20 protein-coding genes and 1 other RNA gene are annotated in these 18,846 nt (G+C 69.2%); 9 read left to right on the top strand and 12 right to left on the bottom strand.

The window, feature by feature from the left end:
* Positions 1-20: 20 nt before the first annotated feature.
* Positions 21-1,829, top strand: coding sequence for a monovalent cation:proton antiporter-2 (CPA2) family protein (locus FBZ83_RS15665; RefSeq protein ID WP_145684523.1), 1,809 nt, complete (start codon positions 21-23; stop codon positions 1,827-1,829).
* 16 nt (positions 1,830-1,845) lie between these two features.
* Here FBZ83_RS15665 and FBZ83_RS15660 read toward each other — a convergent pair whose 3' ends face one another.
* The 3 genes from FBZ83_RS15660 to FBZ83_RS15650 form a co-directional block, all read right to left on the bottom strand.
* Entirely contained in the window at positions 1,846-2,643 is a 798-nt protein-coding gene (locus FBZ83_RS15660) for an ABC transporter ATP-binding protein (RefSeq protein WP_145684521.1), read from the bottom strand.
* Complete coding sequence (locus tag FBZ83_RS15655) at positions 2,640-3,539, bottom strand: ABC transporter permease (RefSeq protein WP_145684518.1); 900 nt, start codon at positions 3,537-3,539, stop codon at positions 2,640-2,642. The genes FBZ83_RS15660 and FBZ83_RS15655 overlap by 4 nt, the downstream gene beginning before the upstream one ends.
* A gap of 160 nt (positions 3,540-3,699) precedes the next feature.
* Positions 3,700-4,668 carry an ABC transporter substrate-binding protein gene (locus FBZ83_RS15650; protein WP_145684516.1) on the bottom strand — a complete coding sequence of 323 codons (969 nt, stop codon included), beginning with the start codon at positions 4,666-4,668 and terminating at the stop codon, positions 3,700-3,702.
* An 80-nt stretch (positions 4,669-4,748) separates the two neighbouring features.
* On the opposite strand from FBZ83_RS15650, the gene FBZ83_RS15645 reads away from it, so the two are divergent.
* The gene (locus FBZ83_RS15645; RefSeq protein WP_145684514.1) at positions 4,749-4,952 is read left to right on the top strand and encodes a hypothetical protein; all 204 of its coding nucleotides are present in this window, start codon (positions 4,749-4,751) and stop codon (positions 4,950-4,952) included.
* Positions 4,953-5,012: 60 nt separating this feature from the next.
* A complete protein-coding gene (locus FBZ83_RS15640) occupies positions 5,013-5,417 on the top strand; it encodes a DUF983 domain-containing protein (protein ID WP_014239979.1) in 405 nt (134 codons plus the stop codon).
* 21 nt (positions 5,418-5,438) lie between these two features.
* On the opposite strand, the gene FBZ83_RS15635 is transcribed toward FBZ83_RS15640, so the two are convergent.
* Positions 5,439-7,349: a tetratricopeptide repeat protein gene (locus FBZ83_RS15635; protein WP_145684512.1), complete on the bottom strand. Its 1,911-nt coding sequence runs from the start codon at positions 7,347-7,349 to the stop codon at positions 5,439-5,441.
* Positions 7,350-7,381: 32 nt separating this feature from the next.
* Complete coding sequence (thyX, locus tag FBZ83_RS15630; RefSeq protein ID WP_145684510.1) at positions 7,382-8,320, bottom strand: FAD-dependent thymidylate synthase; 939 nt, start codon at positions 8,318-8,320, stop codon at positions 7,382-7,384.
* A gap of 96 nt (positions 8,321-8,416) precedes the next feature.
* Between thyX and ssrA the strand changes: the two genes are divergently transcribed.
* The 3 genes from ssrA (at position 8,417) to FBZ83_RS15615 (ending at position 9,781) form a co-directional block, all read left to right on the top strand.
* Positions 8,417-8,793: a transfer-messenger RNA gene (ssrA, locus tag FBZ83_RS15625) on the top strand.
* Positions 8,794-8,824: 31 nt separating this feature from the next.
* Positions 8,825-9,394 (top strand): SspB family protein, encoded by a 570-nt coding sequence (locus tag FBZ83_RS15620; RefSeq protein WP_041810983.1) that lies wholly within the window; start codon positions 8,825-8,827, stop codon positions 9,392-9,394.
* 24 nt (positions 9,395-9,418) lie between these two features.
* The gene (locus FBZ83_RS15615) at positions 9,419-9,781 is read left to right on the top strand and encodes a TfoX/Sxy family protein (RefSeq protein WP_145684508.1); all 363 of its coding nucleotides are present in this window, start codon (positions 9,419-9,421) and stop codon (positions 9,779-9,781) included.
* Between the two features lie 4 nt (positions 9,782-9,785).
* On the opposite strand, the gene FBZ83_RS15610 is transcribed toward FBZ83_RS15615, so the two are convergent.
* Positions 9,786-10,493: a COQ9 family protein gene (locus tag FBZ83_RS15610; RefSeq protein ID WP_145684506.1), complete on the bottom strand. Its 708-nt coding sequence runs from the start codon at positions 10,491-10,493 to the stop codon at positions 9,786-9,788.
* Between the two features lies 1 nt (position 10,494).
* A complete protein-coding gene (gene def / locus FBZ83_RS15605; RefSeq protein ID WP_145684503.1) occupies positions 10,495-11,037 on the bottom strand; it encodes a peptide deformylase in 543 nt (180 codons plus the stop codon).
* 216 nt (positions 11,038-11,253) lie between these two features.
* Between def and rpsU the strand changes: the two genes are divergently transcribed.
* Positions 11,254-11,457, top strand: a complete 204-nt coding sequence (rpsU, locus tag FBZ83_RS15600) for a 30S ribosomal protein S21 (protein ID WP_012974546.1) — start codon at positions 11,254-11,256, stop codon at positions 11,455-11,457.
* A 194-nt stretch (positions 11,458-11,651) separates the two neighbouring features.
* Complete coding sequence (panB, locus tag FBZ83_RS15595) at positions 11,652-12,476, top strand: 3-methyl-2-oxobutanoate hydroxymethyltransferase (RefSeq protein WP_137140269.1); 825 nt, start codon at positions 11,652-11,654, stop codon at positions 12,474-12,476.
* 68 nt (positions 12,477-12,544) lie between these two features.
* Here the strand turns inward: panB and FBZ83_RS15590 are convergent, their stop codons facing one another.
* The 4 genes from FBZ83_RS15590 to FBZ83_RS15575 all read right to left on the bottom strand — a co-directional run bounded on the left by FBZ83_RS15590 (position 12,545) and on the right by FBZ83_RS15575 (position 15,933).
* On the bottom strand, positions 12,545-12,832 hold the full coding sequence (locus FBZ83_RS15590) for a DUF1330 domain-containing protein (RefSeq protein WP_145684501.1): 288 nt from the start codon (positions 12,830-12,832) through the stop codon (positions 12,545-12,547).
* A gap of 96 nt (positions 12,833-12,928) precedes the next feature.
* Entirely contained in the window at positions 12,929-14,323 is a 1,395-nt protein-coding gene (locus FBZ83_RS15585; protein WP_014239969.1) for an NAD(P)(+) transhydrogenase (Re/Si-specific) subunit beta, read from the bottom strand.
* Between the two features lie 2 nt (positions 14,324-14,325).
* Positions 14,326-14,748, bottom strand: a complete 423-nt coding sequence (locus FBZ83_RS15580; RefSeq protein WP_014239968.1) for an NAD(P) transhydrogenase subunit alpha — start codon at positions 14,746-14,748, stop codon at positions 14,326-14,328.
* A 27-nt stretch (positions 14,749-14,775) separates the two neighbouring features.
* The gene (locus FBZ83_RS15575) at positions 14,776-15,933 is read right to left on the bottom strand and encodes a Re/Si-specific NAD(P)(+) transhydrogenase subunit alpha (protein WP_145684499.1); all 1,158 of its coding nucleotides are present in this window, start codon (positions 15,931-15,933) and stop codon (positions 14,776-14,778) included.
* A 403-nt stretch (positions 15,934-16,336) separates the two neighbouring features.
* On the opposite strand from FBZ83_RS15575, the gene FBZ83_RS15570 reads away from it, so the two are divergent.
* Positions 16,337-16,585, top strand: coding sequence for a DUF2312 domain-containing protein (locus tag FBZ83_RS15570; RefSeq protein ID WP_014239966.1), 249 nt, complete (start codon positions 16,337-16,339; stop codon positions 16,583-16,585).
* A 33-nt stretch (positions 16,586-16,618) separates the two neighbouring features.
* Here FBZ83_RS15570 and FBZ83_RS15565 read toward each other — a convergent pair whose 3' ends face one another.
* Complete coding sequence (locus tag FBZ83_RS15565; RefSeq protein WP_145684497.1) at positions 16,619-18,820, bottom strand: anthranilate synthase; 2,202 nt, start codon at positions 18,818-18,820, stop codon at positions 16,619-16,621.
* Positions 18,821-18,846: the final 26 nt, after the last annotated feature.

Raw genomic sequence — 18,846 nt, 5'->3', positions numbered from 1 at the left:
ACACAGCGCGGACGGGGCCAATGCCGGATTTCGTGACGTTGGTGGTGCTGCTGGCCGCCGTGGTCCTGGCGGTGCCGGTGGCCAAGCGGATCGGCTTCGGCGGGCCGCTCGGCTATCTGGCCGCGGGGCTGGCCATCGGGCCGGGCGGGCTCGGGCTGGTGACGGACGTCGAGGCGATCCGGCACGTCTCGGAACTCGGCGTCATCATGCTGCTGTTCCTGATCGGACTCGAACTGCGCCCTGCCCGCCTGTGGGTGATGCGGCGATCGGTGCTGGGGCTGGGCGGCGCCCAGGTCGCGGTGACAACCATCGTGATCGCCGCCTCCGCCATTCTCCTGCTGGGTTTCTCCCCCGCCGCCGCCGCGGTGACCGGATTCGGCCTGTCTCTCTCCTCCACCGCCATGGTGCTGCCCATGCTGGCGGAGCGGGAGTTGCTGACCACCAACGCCGGGCGCAGCGCCTTCTCCATCCTGCTCTTCCAGGACCTCGCCATCATCCCGGCGGTGGCGCTGCTGCCCCTGCTCGGCCATGGCGCCGGGGAGGTGCCGGACGCCGGGACGGCGTGGCTGGCCGTGCTGAATGCCGGCGGAGCGATCGCGGTGATCCTGGCCGGCGGGCGCTATCTGCTGCGCCCGGTGCTGCGCATCGTGGACGGCGCCCGGACGCCGGAAATCTTCACCGCCACCGCCCTGCTGATCGTGCTGGGCACCGCCCTGTTCGCCGCCTGGGCGGGGCTGTCCATGTCGCTCGGCGCCTTCATGGCCGGGGTGCTGCTGTCCGATTCGGAATACCGGCACGAGGTGCAGGCGGACATCGCGCCGTTCGAGGGGCTGCTGCTCGGCCTGTTCTTCGTCTCGGTGGGCATGGGGGCCGACGTGGCGGCGCTGATGGCCGAGCCGGTGCGCTACCTGTCGCTGGCGCTCGGCCTGATGGCGCTGAAGGCGGCGGCTCTGTTCGGGCTGGCCCGCCTATCCGGGCTGCGTCCGGGCGGTTCGACGCGGCTGTCCACCGTGCTGAGCCAGGGCGGCGAGTTCGGCTTCGTGCTGTTCGGGTTGGCCGTCGGCGTCGGGGCGATGAGCGGGGGGCAGGCGGCGACGGCCATGCTGGTGGTCACCCTGTCGATGATCGCCACCCCCTTCGTCTTCGCGGCGGAGGAGCGCTGGCTGGCGCCGAGGCTGATCGTGAAGCCCGTCCGCCCCTACGACACCATCGCGCCGGACGGGGAGCCGCCGGTGCTGATCTGCGGCTTCGGCCGGGTCGGGCAGATCGTCGGGCGCGTGCTGCGGCTGCGCGGCATCCCCTTCACGGCGCTGGAGCAGAGCGCCGAGCAGGTCGACGTCGTGCGGCGGTTCGGCAACAAGGTCTATTACGGCGACCCGTCGCGGCTCGACCTGCTGCGCGCCGCCGGGGCCGACAAGGCCAAGGTGCTGGTGGTGGCGCTGGAGGACATGGAGCAGTCGCTGCGTGTGGTGGAGCTGGCGACGCGCCATTTCCCCCACCTCGTCATCCACGCCCGCGCCCGCAACCGCCGCCACGCCCATTTCCTGATGGACCGCGGGGTTACGCATTTCGTGCGCGAGACCTACGATTCGAGCCTGCGGCTGACCGGCGGCGTGCTGGAATCGCTGGGCCTGCCGCCGGAGGAAACCCGCCACACGCTGGACACCTTCCGCGAGCATGACGAGCGCACCCTGATCCGGCAGCACGCCGTGCACCACGACGAGAACCGCCTGATCCAGACCTCCCGCCAGGCCGCCGCCGAGCTTCAGGCCCTGTTCGAGGCCGACCGCGAGGAACCGGAGGGAGAGCGGGACAGCAAGACCGTCTGACGCTCCTCTCGCAAGCTTACCCGATCAGCAGGCTGTCGTCGGTGATGTCCTCGCCGCCGCGCTGCTTGGCGAACAGCGCCAGCAGATGCGGCACGTCCAGCCCGGCGCGCTGCTCCCCCGACACGTCGAGCACGATCCGTCCCTCGTGCAGCATCACCGTGCGGTCGCCATAGTCCAGCGCCTGCCGCATGGAATGGGTGACCATCAGCGTGGTCAGCCGGTTTTCCTCGACGATGCGGCGGGTCAGGCCGAGCACGAACTCCGCCGTTCCGGGGTCGAGCGCCGCCGTGTGCTCGTCGAGCAGCAGGATCTTCGACCCGGCGAGCGTCGCCATCAGCAGGCTGACCGCCTGCCGCTGCCCGCCCGACAGCAGGCCCATGCGGTCGTGCAGCCGGTTCTCCAGCCCCAGCCCCAGCTCCGCGATGCGCTCGCGGAAATGCCGGCGGCGGTCGCCGCGCAGGGCGGAGCCCAGGCCGCGGCGCCGTCCGCGGGCGGCGGCCAGCGCCATGTTCTCCTCGATGGTCAGCGCGGTGCAGCTTCCGACCATCGGGTCCTGGAAGACGCGGGCGACCAGCGAGGCGCGCTTCGGCGTCGCCCAGCGGGTGACGTCCACCCCGTCGATGGCGATGCGGCCCTCCTCGGCGATCACGTCGCCGGCCAGCGCGCCCAGGAAGGTGGATTTGCCGGCGCCGTTGGAGCCGATCACGGTGACGAACTGCCCTTCCGGAATCGTCAGGTCGACGCCGCGCAGGGCGTGCTTCTCCAGCGGAGTGCCGCGCCCGAAGGCGACGTGGATGCCGTTGACCGTGATCATCGGACGGCCTCCCTCTTCTTCGACGCGGCTTTCAGCCGCATCCGCGGCAGGATCAGCGCCACCGCGACCAGGACGGCGGTGACGAGGTTGAGGTCGGAGGCCTGGAGCCCGATGGCGTCCGCCGACAGGGCCAGCTGGACCGCCAGACGGTAGAGGATGGAGCCGACGACGCAGCCGACCAGCGCCCACAGCATCGCGCGGGCCGGCAGCACCGTCTCGCCGACGATCACCGCGGCCAGACCGACCACGATGGTGCCGATGCCGGTGGTCACGTCGGCGAAGCCGTTGGTCTGGGCGAACAGCGCGCCAGCCAGGGCGCACAGACCGTTCGACAGGGCCATGCCGGCGTAGATGTGGAAGTCCGTCTGAACCCCCTGGGCGCGGGCCATCCGGGCGTTGACGCCGGTCGCCCGCATGGCGAGGCCGAACTCGCTGTTCAGGAAGCGGGCCAGCAGCAGGACGATCACGACGACGACGACCAGGACGACGAGCGGCCGCACCACATGGTCGGGCAGCCCCAGCCCGTAGAAGGGCGTCAGCACCGTGTCTTGCATCAGCAGCGCCACGTTCGGGCGGCCCATCACGCGCAGGTTCACCGAGAACAACGCGATCATGGTCAGGATGCTGGCCAGCAGGTGCAGGATCTTGAAGCGGACGTTCAGCGTCGCCGTGACCAGCCCGGCCATCGACCCGGCCAGCGCCGCGACGAGGCTGGCGGCCCACGGGTTGACCCCGGCGACCAGCAGCGTGGCGCAGACCGCCGCCCCCAGCGGGAAGCTGCCGTCCACCGTCAGGTCCGGAAAATCGAGCACCCGGAAGGACAGGTACACGCCGAGGGCGACCAGCGCGTACACCAGCCCGATCTCGACGGCCCCGAAGAAGGCGATTTCACTCATGTGTGTATCCGGCTTCGCCGGTTCGCCCCCTCCCCGACCCTCCCCCGCTCACGCGAGAAAGGGAGAATCAGTCCCCTCCCTCGCCGAAGGCGGGGGAGGGCTAGGGACGGGGCAGAGCCAGCGGAACTTGGTCCTTACCGATTAAACTTACTGCTTAAACTTACTGCCCGACCACCTTGGTCGCGCGCCGGGTCACCGCCTCGGGGATGGTCACGCCCATCGCCGCCGCGGATTTCGGATTCACGAACAGGTCGGTGCCCTTGGCGAAGGTCACCGGGACGTCGCCCGGCTTCTCGCCCTTGAGGATGCGGACCACGGCCTCGCCGGTCTGGCGGCCGACCTGCCGGTAGTCGAAGCCGATGGAGGCCACCGTGCCGCGCGCCACGCTGTCGGTGTCGGCGGAGAAGACCGGCAGCTTGGCCTGCTGGCCCACCGCGACGACGCTCTCCAGAGCCGAGACGACCGTGTTGTCCAGCGGCACGTAGATCGCGTCGGCCTTGCCGACGAGGCTGCGGGCGGCGGGCTGGGCGTCGGCGGACTTGGTGGCGGTCGCCTCGACCACCGTCAGCCCGGCCTTCTGCGCCTCGTCCTTCAGCGCCTTGACCAGCGAGACGGAGTTCGGCTCGCCCGCGTTGTAGAGAACGCCCAGACGCTTGACCGACGGCACGATCTCGCGGATCAGCGCGACATGCTCGGCCACCGGGGCCATGTCCGACACGCCGGTGACGTTGGCGCCCGGCTTGTCCAGGCTGCGGACGAGCTGCGCGCCGACCGGGTCGGTCACCGCGGTGAAGACCACCGGGATGTCGCGGGTCGAGGCGACGACGGCCTGGGCGGAGGGGGTGGAGATCGGCACGATGACGTCCGGACGGGCGCCGGCGAACTGGCGCGCGATCTGCGCGGCGGTTGCGGGGTTGCCCTGGGCGCTCTGATACTCGACCTTCAGAGAGCCACCCGGCGTGTAGCCCGCGGCCTTCAGCGCCTCGATCACGCCGTCGCGCGTGGCGTCCAGCGCCGGATGCTCGACGATGGCGGTGATCGCGACGGTCTTGGTCTGGGCGAAGGCGGCGGCGCTGGTCAGCGCGACAGCCGCCGTGGCGGCGGCGAGAAACAGGCGGGTGATCGTCATGGCTCCAGGCTCCCGGGGAGGGTTTGTGCATCCCGTAGACGCCCAGGGGCCGGTCCGTCAACTGCCCGAACAGGAATCCGATGAGCGACGACCCGCACGACGCCCGACTCCACGCCCGACTCCGAGCCCTCGAAGACGCCATCGCCGACATCGAGGCGGAGGCCTGCGCCGCCGCGCACGCGCTGTGCGCCCATGAACTTCAGATGCGGCTGGAGAACATCGCCCGCCGCGTGGAGGCCCTGCGCGCGGCGCAACCCCGAGGTGCGGGTGACGGAACGGCGTGACGATCGGTCGCTCCCTCCCCATATGTGGCCCTTCGGGGAGCGGATCGCAGGGGTACGGTCATGACGGCGGAAGACAGGACGGTGGAAGACGGCACTCAGGACGGTGCGCGGTCGAAGACGACGGCGGCGCTGCGCGGGCTGATGGGGCAATGCCCGGCCTGCGGACGCGGGCGCCTGCTGCGGAACTACCTGAAGCCGGTGGACCACTGCGCCCATTGCGGCGAGGCGTTCGGCCATCTGCGCGCCGACGACGCCCCGCCCTGGATGACCATCCTGATCGTCGGCCACATCATCATCCCGGCGGTCCTCTCGGTCGAGCAGCGCTACGAGCCGGCGACCTGGGTGCATCTCACCATCTGGCCGTTGCTGACCCTGCTGCTGACCGGCCTGCTGCTGCCGCGCTGCAAGGGCGTGGTGCTGGGGCTGCTGTGGAGCACCGGCGCGCCGGGGTCGGAGCGCGCCTGATCTCCTTTAATCGAAGCTGGCTCAGTCGAAACTGAGGGCGAAGCTCGCCCGCCCCTGTCCGCCCTGGAAGCGCTGCCACATCACGCCGTAGGCGGCTTCCAGCGCGCGGGTGAAGCGCACGCCGTTCAGCGCCGGGGACGCCGCCAGCCGGTCCCGCAGCCCGCCGCGCAGGGCCGTCAGCCCCGCTGGGTCGGCCACCAGCGCCGCCGCCTTGGTGACGTAGCCGTCCGGCCCGTCGGCCACCAGATCGGACAACCCCGCCGAGGCGAGGTGCGTCACCGAATGGCGGGCGCAGAAGCGGTCGCCGCCCAGCGTCACCACCGGCACGCCCATCCACAGCGCCTCCAGGGTCGTCAGACCGCCGGAATAGGGGAAGGGGTCGAGCGCCACATCGACCTCGCCGTAACCGGCCAGGAACTCCCGATGCGGCGCCCCACCCCGCAGATCGACCCGCGCCGGGTTCAGCCCGGCCCGTTCGAACAGGGCCAGCGTGCGGGCCGCGGTGCCGGCGTCGTCCAGCCCCGGCGTGCGCAGTAGCAGGCGGGAACCGGGGACGGCGCCCAGCACGCGCGCCCACAGCGCCGCGACCTCGGCGTTCAGCTTGGGCAGCGCGTTGAAGGACCCAAAGGTGACGTGACCGCGCGCCGCCAGCGGCAGCGGAGCCACGGCCGGCGCGTCCTCGGGCGGCGCCCAGGGCACGTAGGCGTCGGGCATGCGCACGACGCCCTCGATGCACCAGCCGTCCGATCCCGGCGGGCTCTGCCGCGAATCGGAAATCAGATAGTCCATGGCCGGCAGGCCGGTGGTGCCGACATAGCCCGCCCAGGTCGCCTGCACCGGCGCCGCGCGCCGCGCGAAGACCGGCAGGCGGTTGCCGAAGGTGTGGCCCGCCAGATCGACCAGGATGTGGATGCCGTCCGCCTGGATGCGCTGGGCCAGGGCCGCGTCGTCCAGGCCGGTGGTCCAGACCCAGTGGTCGGCCTGGGCCATCAGCCGCTCCGTCTTCCAGTCCGGGTTGGCGGTGTTGGCGTAGCACACGACCTCGAAGGCCGAGCGGTCGTGGTTCGCCAGCACCGGCTCCAGGAAGAATCCCACGGGATGCGCGCGGAAGTCCGGCGAAACATAGCCGATGCGCATCCTCGGCGCCGGAGCGGCCACGGCGGGCGCCGGGCGGTCGGGGTAGCGGGCGCCCCAGTCCGCGTGGGCCTGGGCAATGGCCGGCATGGTCAGCCCCGGCACGAACTGCATCAGATAGAGGCGCGAGGCGTGCAGCGAATCGACGGTGCCATGCTGTGCCACCACGGCCTCGATCTCCGCCAGGGCCTCGTCCGTCCGCCCCTGCATGGCGAGCACACGGGTGGCGCGGTTCGCCCGCACCTCCGCCCGGCCCGGCGCCAGGGCGAGCGCCGCCCCATAAGCGTCGTCGGCCTCGCCCAGCCGGTTCATCTCGGCCAGCGCGTTGCCGAGGTTGTAGGGGTGCGCCCAGTTGGCCGGGTCGAGCCGCCCGGCCCTCTCATAGAGTGTCACCGCCTCCGCCCGCCGCGCCTGGGCGCGCAGCAGCACGCCCAGATTGGCGACGGCCGCCAGCGTTTTCGGGTTCAGCGCGATGGCGCGGCGGAAGAAGGCCTCCGCGCGCGCCGAATCGCTGGCCTGGCGCACTGCCTCCGCCATGGTGAGCAGCCCGTCCATCGCCATCTCCAGCGACGGATCGAGGTTCAACGCCCCGGCGTAGGCGTTGGCCGCCCCGGCGACGTCGCCCAGGCTTTCCATCACCAGCCCGTAATTGGCCCACCAGACGGGGACCGAGGGATAGGCCGCGATGGCCCGCCCGATCAGCTCCAAGGCCTCGTCGAACCGCCCGGCCTGCGCCGCGACGAGGCCCTGGCGGTGAAGTCCATCGGCCTCGTGCGGCGTCATCTTGGGCGGCGTCATGACGGTTGGTCCTTGCAGGGTTGGAGCGGGCGTTACTCGGCGCGGCCGAGCTGGTCCATCAGCTCCCGCCACTCGCGCTTGGACAGGCCGCTGGCCTCCTGGGTCACGGCCTCGCCGGAGAGCAGGCGCTTCACGACCTCCAGCCCGGTCTTCGACATGTGGGTGCCGCCCAGCCGGTACTCGCTGAAGGCGTCGAACACGGCGGGGACCCAGCGCTTGACCACGTCCAGCATGGCCTCCGCGTAGACGCGGATCTCGTACTGGGCGTGCGGGTCGGCGCGCAGGCTGAGGAAATGCAGGAGGTTGTGGAGATCAACCTTCCAATACCACTGGGTGTAGTAGTTCAGCGTCAGGTTCATGCGCGCCAGTTCGCGCGCCAGACCCTGGCGGCCCTCCGCGATGGTGGTGCCGTCCTCGCGCTGGTTCAGCATCTCCTCGTAGTGGGCGTAGACCGCCTCCGAATCGTCGCGCAGCAGCTTCATCACCGACGCCGCCTCGTCGCCCTGGAGGACGTCGCCGCGGCCCTGCCGGTTGACGACGGCCTGGGCGCCCAGGTTCTCGGGCGTCGGGATGTAGAACTCGCGATCGAGGATGGAGTAGCGCGCGGAGTATTCGTTGACGTTCGCCGTGCGGTGGCGAATCCACTGGCGGGCGACGAAGATCGGCAGCTTGACGTGGAACTTGATTTCGCACATCTCGAACGGGGTCGAGTGGCGGTGGCGCATCAGATACTTGATGAGACCGGCGTCCTCGGTGACCTTCTTGGTGCCCTTGCCGTAGGACACGCGCGCCGCCTGGACGACGGCCGAATCGTCGCCCATGTAGTCGACGACGCGCACGAAGCCGTGGTCCAGGACCTCCAGCGGCTCGTAGAGGATCTCCTCCAGGGCCGGAACGGTGGCGCGGCGGGTGGTGGCGGTGACGGCGCGCAGGCGGTCGATCTCGGCGCGCTGCTCGGGCGTGATCGGCATGGGTACTCCGGGGACTGAAATTCGGGCGGCACTCTACGTCCCCGGACCCGGCCAGTCACCCCCTTCGCGGCGGCCTCTGGTCAGAATCCGCCGCACCCCCTTTCCATATCCGGACGAAGGGCCTATATTGGGTCCGTCGGCAGCAGCCGACTATGGCGATAAACGCCTTGCGGAATAAGCGTTGTGGACCCGGGGGCGGTACCCGGCGCCTCCACCAAACAAACCACCGGTCTCTCGGGCGTTGCCGTAGGGAGCGGGTTCGTTGGGGGCGAAATAGGATCGACACGCGTGGTAAAGGCATGGTCTTCGCCCGGCATGGTTCCGCCGTTATCGGGCCATTGCAATAGTTGCCAACGACAACGTTGCTCCGGTCGCCGTTGCCGCCTAACAGCGGTAACTGACCGAAATCAATCCCCGATGGGTAGCACCTGAGGGTGGGGCCGTGGGCCGCCTAGCAACAGAAGGCCCACACTTACCCGTCTGGCGTTAAGGACCCGCCCAAGAATGCCGAGAGAGCAGTTGCGTTATGACCGCATGGTCGAGGCCGCCCTGCGCGGTGTCGTCCGTGACGCGCTCCGCCAGGTGACGGACCGCGGGCTCCCCGGCGATCATCACTTCTACCTGACCTTCCGGACGGGTTACCCGGGCGTCGACATCCCCGAATATCTGTCGTCCCAGTATCCCAACGAGATGACCATCGTCATCCAGTACCAGTTCTACGGGCTGGAGGCGCTGGACGATCATTTCGAGGTGACGCTGAGCTTCAACAACGTGCATGAGCGGCTGGTGATTCCCTACGCTGCCATCACCACCTTCGCCGACCCGTCGGAGAATTTCGCCCTCCAGTTCCAGCCGGTGGAGCCCGCCGAATCGGCGGAGATCGCCACCATTCCCGCGCGTGAGGCGTCGGAGAAGAAGGCTGCGGACGGCAAGGATGGGGCGAAGCCGTCCATCGCGAAGCTCGCCAAGTCGGATATCGGCAAGGCCGAATCCGGCAAGCCCGACTCCGACCGTTCCGGCGAGGAGCCGAAGCGCGGTGAGGTCGTGGCGCTCGACGCCTTCCGCAAAAAATAGGCTTTTACCAACAGGCTCCCCACCATGGCCACGGTCAGCGAACTCGTCCGTTTCCTGTGCGAGTCGCTGACACCGTTGGGAGCCATCACCGCCCGCCGCATGTTCGGCGGTTACGCGGTCTATTGCGACGGCGTCGTCTTCGCTCTGGTCGCCCGCAACGTCCTGTATTTCAAGACCGACGACGGCAACCGCGCAGAGTACGAGGCGCTGGGCCTGCGCCCCTTCAAGCCCTTCGACGACAAGCCGACGGTCCTGCCCTACTTCCCCCCGCCCGACTCGGCGCTGGATGACCCGGACGAGCTTCTGCTCTGGGCCCGTCCGGCCTTGGCGGCGGCGATCCGCACCGCCGCCGTCAAGAAACCGTCCCGCAGGAAAGCGAAAGTTTGAGGCGTCAGATGTTCTCCGCCATATGGGCGGAGGCGGTGTCCACCGGCGTGTTGCCAGCGCGCTGGCGCACCTGACGGGCGAAGCGCGCCGGACTCGGCAGATGGCTGAGCAGGCGCCCGGCGCGGCCCATGGCGGACATCGCCTTGCCCATGCTCATCACGTCGCCGAGCCGGCGATCCACGAAGGCCCAGGTCTCGGCATGGCCCTCCGACTGGTCGTCCAGCCAGTAGAAGGTGGCGGAGCTGAGCACCGCGGCCAGCGTCGCCCGCTTGGTGTAGTGGTTGAAATCGGTGGCCGTGTCGCCCGCCGCGAACCACATGGCGTCCACCGTGCGGTAGAGCATGCTCAGCCCCATGGCGATGTTCTGCGGCATGGCGAGGTAGGCGAGCAGCCGGCGCTTGGCCTCCATGTGCGGCTCAAGCACCTCGAAATGCGTGCGGATGGCGAGCGCGATCTTCTCGCGCACCTTCATCTCATCGAGCGGATGCTTGTCCAGCTCCGCCAGCATGCGGCGGTCGGTCCAGGCGCCGAAATGCTCGACCAGTTCCGGCACGCCCCCGGGAAAGGCGCGGTGCATGGTCGCCGTGTCGTAGCCGGCCATCTGCGCGCCGTCGCGCAGCGCCTGCTGGCTCCAGCCGTCGAACACGATGTTGGGAAGGGTGGAGAGCAGGATGTCGTCCCGCACCGCGTCCATATCCAGCGCAGCGTCCATGTCAGTCTCTCCCCTCCTGCTGTTCCAGCGCCTCGGTCACGTGATGCGCCTCGTCGGTGAAGGCCAGATAGCGCAGATCGGTCATCCGGTCGATGTAAAGCACGCCGTCCAGGTGATCGCACTCGTGCTGGATGACCCGGGCGTGGAATCCCTCCGCTTCGCGCTCGATCGGTTCGCCGTCCAGCCCGACGCCGCGGTAGCGGATGCGCGCGAATCGTGGAACGACGCCGCGCAGCTCGGGAATCGACAGGCAGCCCTCCATCCCGTGCTCCATCCCATCGTCCAGCGGCTCGATCACCGGGTTGATGAGGACGGTCGGCTCCACCGGCTCGCCGCCGGAACGCATGGCGGGAACGCGGAACACGATCATGCGCAGCGATTCGTGCACTTGCGGGGCCGCCAGCCCGACTCCGGGCGCGTCCAGCATGGTGTCGATCATGTCGGAAGCCAGCCGCCGGATCTCCGGGGCCGTCGGGTCGGGCACCGGGTCCGCGACCTTGCGCAGCACCGGGTGCCCCATGCGGGCGATCTTCAACAGGGCCATGCCCTATTATCTGGGCGCCACGGGCCGCCGGGCAACCGTTTTGCCCACGCATTGTCGCAGCGGAACACGCAGGGTTGGAAGACTCCGCTTCACAGGCGGCCCCGTCCGTGCTACATAAAGGTCCACACAAGGGGTGCGCCCGAAAGCGCATGCCTGTCGCATGCCTGTTTGTTGCTTCATGGCAACTCGGCTCACTTGATAAAGGTGACGGTTAACGTGCAAGTTCTGGTCCGAGACAACAACGTCGATCAGGCCCTCCGCGCGCTGAAGAAGAAGATGCAGCGCGAGGGCATTTTCCGGGAAATGAAGCTGCGCCGGAACTACGAGAAGCCCTCGGAGAAGCGCGCGCGTGAGAAGGCTGAGGCGGTGCGTCGCACCCGCAAGCTGCTCCGCAAGCGTATGGAGCGCGAGGGCTATTAATCCTCAGGCGCGTTTCGCGCCGGATTGACAGGCGCGCTTCGGCGCGCCGGGCATCCATGCGCGTTCGCGCGCTTGCCCCTCTTGTGTCTTGCACCTGCCGCCCCGCGTCTGCGCGTGGGCGGTTTTGGTGCATCTGCGGTCCGCTTCGCCGCACCGAATAAAGCCTGCCAAGAAAAGAATGGGGAGGGTCGCCAATGAGCGCATCCAAGGACACTCCGCGCGTCTCCGTGCCGGCGCTGCGCGCGCGCAAGGGCGGAGAGCCGATCGTCTGCCTGACCGCCTACACGACCCCGGTCGCCCGGCTGCTGGACCCGCATGTCGACCTGCTGCTGGTCGGCGACTCGCTGGGCATGGTGATTTACGGCTTCGACAGCACGCTGCCCGTCACGCTCGACATGATGATCGCCCACGGCGCCGCCGTGGTACGCGGCTCGCGCCACGCCTGCGTGGTGGTGGACCTGCCCTTCGGCAGCTATCAGGAGAGCCCCCAGGTGGCCTTCCGCAACGCCGCCCGCGTCATGGCGGAGAGCGGTGCCCAGGCGGTGAAGGTGGAAGGCGGGCTGGAGATGGCCGAGACGGTGGCCTACCTGACCACCCGCGGCGTGCCGGTGATGGGCCATGTCGGGCTGCTGCCGCAGTCGGTCAACGCGCTCGGCGGCTACAAGGCGGTGGGCCGCGATCCGGAAGCGGCGGAGCGCATCCGCGCCGACGCCCGCGCCATCGCCGAGGCCGGCGCCTTCTCGCTGGTCATCGAAGGCACGATGGAGTCGCTGGCCCGCCAGATCACCGAGGATGTGACCATCCCGACCATCGGCATCGGCGCCTCCCCCGCCTGCGACGGGCAGGTCCTGGTGTCGGACGACATGTTCGGCCTGTTCGGCGAGTTCCAGCCCAAGTTCGTCAAGCGCTACGCCCAGCTCGGCACCGCCATCGGCGAGGCCGCCGCGACCTACGCCGCCGAGGTGAAGGCCCGCAGCTTCCCCGGTCCGGAGCATTGCTTCGGCATCAGGAAGGCATAGGGCACCCTCCCCTGCCCCAAAGAAAAAGCCGTGCGGCCTCGCACGGCTTTTTCTTGTTCCGGGGAGCGTCAGGCGCCGTCCACCACGATCATGCGGAAGTCAGCGGCGTCTTTCCGGGCCTCGCGCGCTTCACGGTATTCGGGGCTGTCGTAAAAGGCCTTGGCGGCGGCGTAATCCGGGAACTCCAGGATGACCACGCGGTTGGGCTGCCAGCCGCCTTCCAGCGCCTCCGCCTGCCCGCCGCGGGCGATGAAGCGCCCGCCATTTTGGGCGACCGCGTTCGGGGTCAGCTTCTTGTAGTTTTCATAGGCCGCGGGATTCGTCACGTTCACGTCGGCGATGATGTAGGCGGGCATGGCGTCCTCTCTCCGTTTCTTGTGATGGCAAAAAGAAACCCCCGGGGCGCGCCGGCCCCGGGGGTTCATCTTACGCCACACCGGTAAGGGTGCGGGTTACTCCATCGACTTCACGACCTCTTCGGTGACCTTCTTGGCGTCGCCGAACAGCATCATGGTGTTGGGGCGGAAGAACAGCTCGTTCTCGACACCGGCGTAGCCGGCGGCCATGCCGCGCTTGATGAAGAACACCGTCTTGGCCTTCTCGACGTCGAGGATCGGCATGCCGTAGATCGGCGACTGCGGATCGGTCTTGGCCGCCGGGTTGGTCACGTCGTTGGCGCCGATCACGAAGGCCACGTCCGCCGTGCCGAAGTCGCGGTTGATGTCCTCCAGCTCGAACACCTCGTCGTAGGGCACGTTGGCCTCGGCCAGCAGCACGTTCATGTGCCCGGGCATGCGCCCCGCCACCGGATGGATGGCGTACTTGACCTCGACGCCCTCCTTCTTCAGCAGGTCGGCCATCTCGCGCAGCGCGTGCTGGGCCTGGGCCACCGCCATGCCGTAGCCCGGGACGATGATCACCGACTGGGCGTTCTTCATGATGTAGGCCGCGTCCTCCGGCGAGCCGGCCTTGACCGTGCCGCGCTCACCGCCGCCCGCCGCCGCCGACGCCGCCCCACTGTCGCCGCCGAAGCCGCCCAGGATGACGTTGAAGATCGAGCGGTTCATGCCCTTGCACATGATGTAGGACAGGATGGCGCCCGACGAGCCGACCAGCGCGCCCGTGACGATCAGCAGGTTGTTCTGCAGCGTGAAGCCGATGCCCGCCGCCGCCCAGCCCGAGTAGCTGTTCAGCATCGAGATCACCACCGGCATATCGGCGCCGCCGATCGGCAGGATCAGCAGGAAGCCAAGCGCCAGCGCGACCAGAACGATGATCCACATCGCCACGCCGGAGTTGCTCTGCACCAGCCAGACGATGAGGAGGATGGTCAGCACGCCGAGGGCGGCGTTGAGGTGGTGCTGGAAGGGGAAGACCAGCGGCTTGCCGGTGACCAAGCCCTGCAGCTTGGCGAAGGCGACGATCGAGCCGGTGAAGGTGATGGCGCCGATGGCGGTGCCGAGCGCCATCTCGACCAGCGAACCCTTGGCGATGGCGCCGGGGACGCCGATGCCGTAGGCCTCGGGCGAGTAGAAGGCCGACAGCGCCACGAACACCGCGGCCAGACCGACCAGCGAGTGGAAGGCGGCGACGAGCTGCGGCAGGGCGGTCATCTCGATCTTCTTGGCGATGACGTAGCCGATGCCGCCGCCGATGGCGATGCCGAGCACGATCATCCAGTAGGACTGGACGATGGGCAGGGCCAGCGTGGTCAGCACGGCGATGGTCATGCCGGCCATGCCGAAGAAGTTGCCCTGGCGGGAGGTCTCCGGGCTGGACAGGCCGCGCAGCGCCATGATGAAGCAGACCGAGGCGACCAGATAGAGAAGGGCGGACAGGGTTTCCATGGTTACTTGCCCTTCTTCTTGAACATCGACAGCATGCGCTGGGTGACCAGGAAGCCGCCGAAGATGTTGACGCTGGCCAGGATGACGGCGAGGAAGCCCATGATCTTGGAGAAGCCGAAGCCGGCCGGGCCGGCGGCGATCAGGGCGCCGACGATGATCACCGAGGACACCGCGTTGGTCACCGCCATCAGCGGCGAGTGCAGCGCCGGCGTCACCCGCCACACCACGTAGTAGCCCACGAAGCAGGCCAGCACGAACACCGTCAGGCCGGTGATGAAGAAGTTGCCGTGGCTCGCCGCGTCCGCGACGGGAGCGGCGTGGCCGAGCGCGGCGGCCTGGGCGGCGAGCGCGTCGATCTGCTGGCTGGCCGCGGCGAGCTGAGCCTTCAGCTCGGCGACGCGGTTGGACAATTGAGTCTGATCCATGTGTCTCTCCCTAATTCCGTCCGGCCTTTAGACCGTCTGGCCGGCGAAGGCGGGATGGACGACCTGCCCATCGCGGGTGAGCGCGATGGCCTTCACGATCTCGTCGTCCCAGTTGAGCGTGACGCCCTTCTCCTTGTCGTGCAGCGACTGCAGCAGAGCGAGGAGGTTCTTGGCGTACAAGAGCGAGGCGCTCTCGGCGATGCGGCTGGGGTAGTTGGCGTGACCGACGATCTTCACCCCGTTGTCGGTGACAACCACCTTGCCCAGCTCCGAGCCCTCGACGTTGCCGCCCTGCTCCACCGCCAGATCGATGATCACCGAGCCCGGCTTCATCGAAGCGACATGCTCGCGCGTCACCAGGATCGGCGCCTTGCGCCCGGGGATCAGCGCCGTGGTGATGACGATGTCCTGCTTCTTGATGTGCTCGGCCACCAGCGCCGCCTGCTGGCGCTTGTAGTCGTCGGACATCTCCTTGGCGTAGCCGCCCGCCGTCTCGGCCTGCTTGAACTCGTCGTTCTCCACCGCGACGAAGCTGCCGCCCAGCGACTGCACCTGCTCCTTGACCGCCGGGCGCACGTCGGTGGCCGAGACGATGGCGCCCAGCCGCTTGGCCGTGGCGATCGCCTGCAGGCCCGCCACACCGACGCCCATGATGAAGGCACGCGCCGGCGGCACCGTGCCCGCCGCGGTCATCATCATCGGGTAGGCCCGGCCATACTCGCTGGCCGCGTCGACCACCGCCTTGTAGCCGGCGAGGTTGGCCTGCGAGGACAGCACGTCCATGACCTGGGCGCGGGTGATGCGCGGCATGAACTCCATGGCAAACGCGTTCACCCCGGCCGCGGCGTAGGCCGCCACATGGTCACGGCTGTTGTAGGGGTTGAGGATGGCGAACAGCAGCGCGCCGCGCTTGATCAGCGCCAGCTCGTCGAGGTCCCCCTCCCCGGCCAGCAGCGGGCGCTGCACCTTCAGCACGATGTCGGCGTCGGCCAGCGCCGACGCGGCGTCCGGCGCGATCTCCGCGCCGGCGTCCTGATACACCCGGTCCGGCAGGTTCGAGCCCAGACCGGCGCCGGTCTCCACGACCACTTCCAGGCTGAGGGCTTTGAGTTTCTTGACCGTCTCCGGAGAAGCCGCGACGCGATTCTCGCCCGCGCGCCGCTCCCTGGGTATGGCGATTTTCATGGTTCTTTATCTCCCCTGCCGCAAGTGGCCGATTTGCGTGCAATCAGCCTAGACCGTCGGCATCAATGCCGGATTTATGTGACTTTGTGAAGCTCTTGAGCGTCGATGGTATTACCAGCGGTGACGGGTGCGGCGCAACAGCCCGGAGAGGGTTGGCACGCCCGCGTGCAACGGAAAGTGCAAGGTCGCCGCTTTCGCAAGGTCTCGCCATCGGTCTTTCGCATCAGGCGTCCGTCCGGGGCGGCGCTTGTCGCCGCAGGCGTATCTCACTATCCGGGCACACCCGGCCGCGGCCTGTGGCATCCGCGCCGATGACGCCGGGAGTCGCTTGCCATCGACGGCGCCCGCCGATATCGTCCGCGCCGGATTCCCCGGAAGCACCCAATTTGAGGTTACCCTTATCATGTCCGACGTCGGCGGCATTGCGGCGGATCGCCTGAAATCCTTCGTGGAGCGCATCGAGCGCCTGGAAGAAGAGAAGCGCGGCCTGCAGGAGGACATCAAGGAGGTCTACTCCGAGGCCAAGGGCACCGGTTTCGACACCAAGATCATCCGCCAGATCATCCGGCTGCGCAAAATGGACAAGGCCGACCGCCAGGAGCAGGAAGCGATCCTGGAACTCTACAAGGAAGCGCTGGGGATGGTGGAGTAACCACCCCACCCCTTCCCCGTTACGCCACCCCGATCAAGCCGCAGCGTCCGCGAGGGCGCCGGCGGCCAGCCGGTCCATCACGTTGCCCAGCAGGGCGAGACCGGCCCCACCGTCGAGCGACAGGATCGACTCGGGGTGGAACTGCACGGCGGCGAGCGGAAGCCGCCGGTGCTCCACGGCCATCACCAGACCGTCGGCGGTTTCCACCGTCACCATGAGGTCCGCCGGCAGCCGGTCGCGCCGCGCCACCAGCGAGTGGTAGCGACCGACCGTCAGCCGCTCCGGCAGGCCGGCGAACAGCGCGCCGCCCAGCACCCGGACCTCCGTCGCCTTGCCGTGGACCGGCTCCGGCAGCACGTCCAGCGTGCCACCGAAGCGCTCCACCATCCCCTGCAAGCCCAGGCAGACGCCGAACACCGGCAGGCCGAGCGCCAGCGCCGCGTCAATGGTGCCGGCCACGTCGAAATCCGCCGGGCGCCCCGGACCGGGGGACAGCACGACCAGATCCGGCCTCCGCTCCGCCAGCGCCGCCCGTGCGTGATTGTGACGCAGCGTCGTCACCGACGCGCCGGTCTGGCGCAGATAGTCGGCCAGCGTGTGGACGAAGCTGTCGTCGTGATCCACCAGCAGCACCCGCTTGCCACGCCCGCCACAGGGAGCCGCCGGAATTGTCTGAAGCGAATTCGCGGTGGTCCCGCGGATGGCGTCGCGGAAGGCGGCGGCCTTCAGGCGGCACTCCGCGTCCTCGGCGTCCGGGTCGCTGTCGGACAGCAGGGTCGCCCCGGCCCGCACGTAGGCGACGCCCTCGGCCATGCGGATGGTGCGCAGGGTCAGGCCGGTGTCCATTCCGCCGTCGAAGCCCAGCCGACCGAAGGCCCCGCCGTACCAGCGGCGCGGCGACCGCTCCGTGTCCTCCAGGAACTGCATGGCCCAGCGCTTGGGCGCCCCGGTCACCGTCACCGCCCAGGTGTGGGTGAGAAAGGCGTCCAGCGCGTCGAGGCCGGGCCGCAACCGCCCCTCCACATGGTCCACCGTGTGGATCAGGCGGGAATACAGCTCGATCATCCGCCGCCCGATCACCCGGACGGACCCCGGCTCGCACACCCGCGCCTTGTCGTTGCGGTCGACGTCGGTGCACATGGTCAGTTCCGCGGCGTCCTTGGCCGAGGTCAGCAGGCGAAGGACCTGCGCGGCGTCGCCCAGCGCGTCGGCCCCGCGCGCCACGGTGCCGGAAATGGGACAGGTCTCGACCCGCCCGCCGGCCACCCGCACATACATTTCCGGGCTGGCGGCGACCAGGAACTCGCCCCGCCCGAGATTGACGAAGGCCTCGTAGGGCGCCGGGTTGGCGGCGCGCAGCCGTCGGAACACCACCGAGGGCGCGTCGGCGCAAGGGTCGGCGAAGGTCTGGCCAGGCACCACCTCGAACAGGTCGCCGCGGCGGAAAGCGGCTTTGGCGGTCTCGACGACACCTTGATACTCGCCGGGGGCGTGGTCGCATCCGCCTTCGGCGTTGGTGTCGGGGCGGTAGGGGTGGTCGCGCCCGCCGCGCTCCAGCCCCTCGCTGCTTCCCGCCGCGGTGATGAACTCATACTCGATGAGCCGCGCGACGCCCGTTCCGGGGTCCAGTGCGACGAGCCGGTCCGGCAGGTAGAGCACCAGATCGCGCTGGTCGTCGGGCCGCTCCAGCCGCAGGCGGATCGGCTCGAACTGGAAGGCGAGATCGTAGGCGAAGGCCCCGTAGAGCCCGAGCAGCGGGTCGTCGGGGGCGGCAAACAGCGCCAGCACCGCGCGCAGGACCGAGAAGACGGAGGGCTGGCGGCTCCGCTCCTCCTCCGGGAAGGGGTGCTGCGGCTTGCGCACCAGGGCGGTGACCCGCGACGGCGCCTCCTCCAACCCGGCCAGCGCCTCCAGGCCACGCAGAGCCTCGGCAATGGCCGGCAGCAGCAGCCGGCCCCGCGCGTTCAGCGCGTCGAGGCGCAGCGTCCGCCCACGCGCCGTGACGGCCAGCGGCGGGTCGGTGAAGCCCAGCGCTTGGCGCCGGTAGCGGCCCGGTGCCTCCACCCCGCTGGACAGCAGCAGGCCGCGGCGGCGGTCCAGCGCATCGATCACCGGATCCAGGGCGTTCCGCGGGTCGAGCGCCGTGGCGCGCCGGGTCACGGTCACGCCGCCGCGCGTCCGGAAACGGAGCGGTTCGAGGAGGTCGGGCGAAGCGAGGAAATCGGCGGGATACATGGTGGGGTCTCCGGTGGTCGATCCGT

This window comes from Azospirillum brasilense (assembly GCF_007827815.1).
In the GTDB taxonomy this organism is placed as follows: domain Bacteria; phylum Pseudomonadota; class Alphaproteobacteria; order Azospirillales; family Azospirillaceae; genus Azospirillum; species Azospirillum brasilense_C.
The sequence above is the reverse complement of the archived record's forward strand: the minus strand, read 5'-3'. Positions and strand labels throughout refer to the sequence as shown.

What these genes read in the sequence shown, in the direction of transcription:
- FBZ83_RS15570 (WP_014239966.1), top strand. Translation starts at nt 16,337, where the DNA reads ATGTCCGACGTCGGCGGCATTGCGGCGGATCGCCTGAAATCCTTCGTG.
- FBZ83_RS15650 (WP_145684516.1), bottom strand. Translation starts at nt 4,668, where the DNA reads ATGACGATCACCCGCCTGTTTCTCGCCGCCGCCACGGCGGCTGTCGCG.
- FBZ83_RS15635 (WP_145684512.1), bottom strand. Translation starts at nt 7,349, where the DNA reads ATGACGCCGCCCAAGATGACGCCGCACGAGGCCGATGGACTTCACCGC.
- FBZ83_RS15655 (WP_145684518.1), bottom strand. Translation starts at nt 3,539, where the DNA reads ATGAGTGAAATCGCCTTCTTCGGGGCCGTCGAGATCGGGCTGGTGTAC.
- FBZ83_RS15645 (WP_145684514.1), top strand. Translation starts at nt 4,749, where the DNA reads ATGAGCGACGACCCGCACGACGCCCGACTCCACGCCCGACTCCGAGCC.
- FBZ83_RS15640 (WP_014239979.1), top strand. Translation starts at nt 5,013, where the DNA reads ATGACGGCGGAAGACAGGACGGTGGAAGACGGCACTCAGGACGGTGCG.
- FBZ83_RS15590 (WP_145684501.1), bottom strand. Translation starts at nt 12,832, where the DNA reads ATGCCCGCCTACATCATCGCCGACGTGAACGTGACGAATCCCGCGGCC.
- FBZ83_RS15585 (WP_014239969.1), bottom strand. Translation starts at nt 14,323, where the DNA reads ATGGAAACCCTGTCCGCCCTTCTCTATCTGGTCGCCTCGGTCTGCTTC.
- FBZ83_RS15620 (WP_041810983.1), top strand. Translation starts at nt 8,825, where the DNA reads ATGCCGAGAGAGCAGTTGCGTTATGACCGCATGGTCGAGGCCGCCCTG.
- panB (WP_137140269.1), top strand. Translation starts at nt 11,652, where the DNA reads ATGAGCGCATCCAAGGACACTCCGCGCGTCTCCGTGCCGGCGCTGCGC.
- FBZ83_RS15615 (WP_145684508.1), top strand. Translation starts at nt 9,419, where the DNA reads ATGGCCACGGTCAGCGAACTCGTCCGTTTCCTGTGCGAGTCGCTGACA.
- FBZ83_RS15565 (WP_145684497.1), bottom strand. Translation starts at nt 18,820, where the DNA reads ATGTATCCCGCCGATTTCCTCGCTTCGCCCGACCTCCTCGAACCGCTC.
- FBZ83_RS15665 (WP_145684523.1), top strand. Translation starts at nt 21, where the DNA reads ATGCCGGATTTCGTGACGTTGGTGGTGCTGCTGGCCGCCGTGGTCCTG.
- FBZ83_RS15575 (WP_145684499.1), bottom strand. Translation starts at nt 15,933, where the DNA reads ATGAAAATCGCCATACCCAGGGAGCGGCGCGCGGGCGAGAATCGCGTC.
- thyX (WP_145684510.1), bottom strand. Translation starts at nt 8,320, where the DNA reads ATGCCGATCACGCCCGAGCAGCGCGCCGAGATCGACCGCCTGCGCGCC.
- def (WP_145684503.1), bottom strand. Translation starts at nt 11,037, where the DNA reads ATGGCCCTGTTGAAGATCGCCCGCATGGGGCACCCGGTGCTGCGCAAG.
- FBZ83_RS15580 (WP_014239968.1), bottom strand. Translation starts at nt 14,748, where the DNA reads ATGGATCAGACTCAATTGTCCAACCGCGTCGCCGAGCTGAAGGCTCAG.
- FBZ83_RS15610 (WP_145684506.1), bottom strand. Translation starts at nt 10,493, where the DNA reads ATGGACGCTGCGCTGGATATGGACGCGGTGCGGGACGACATCCTGCTC.
- FBZ83_RS15660 (WP_145684521.1), bottom strand. Translation starts at nt 2,643, where the DNA reads ATGATCACGGTCAACGGCATCCACGTCGCCTTCGGGCGCGGCACTCCG.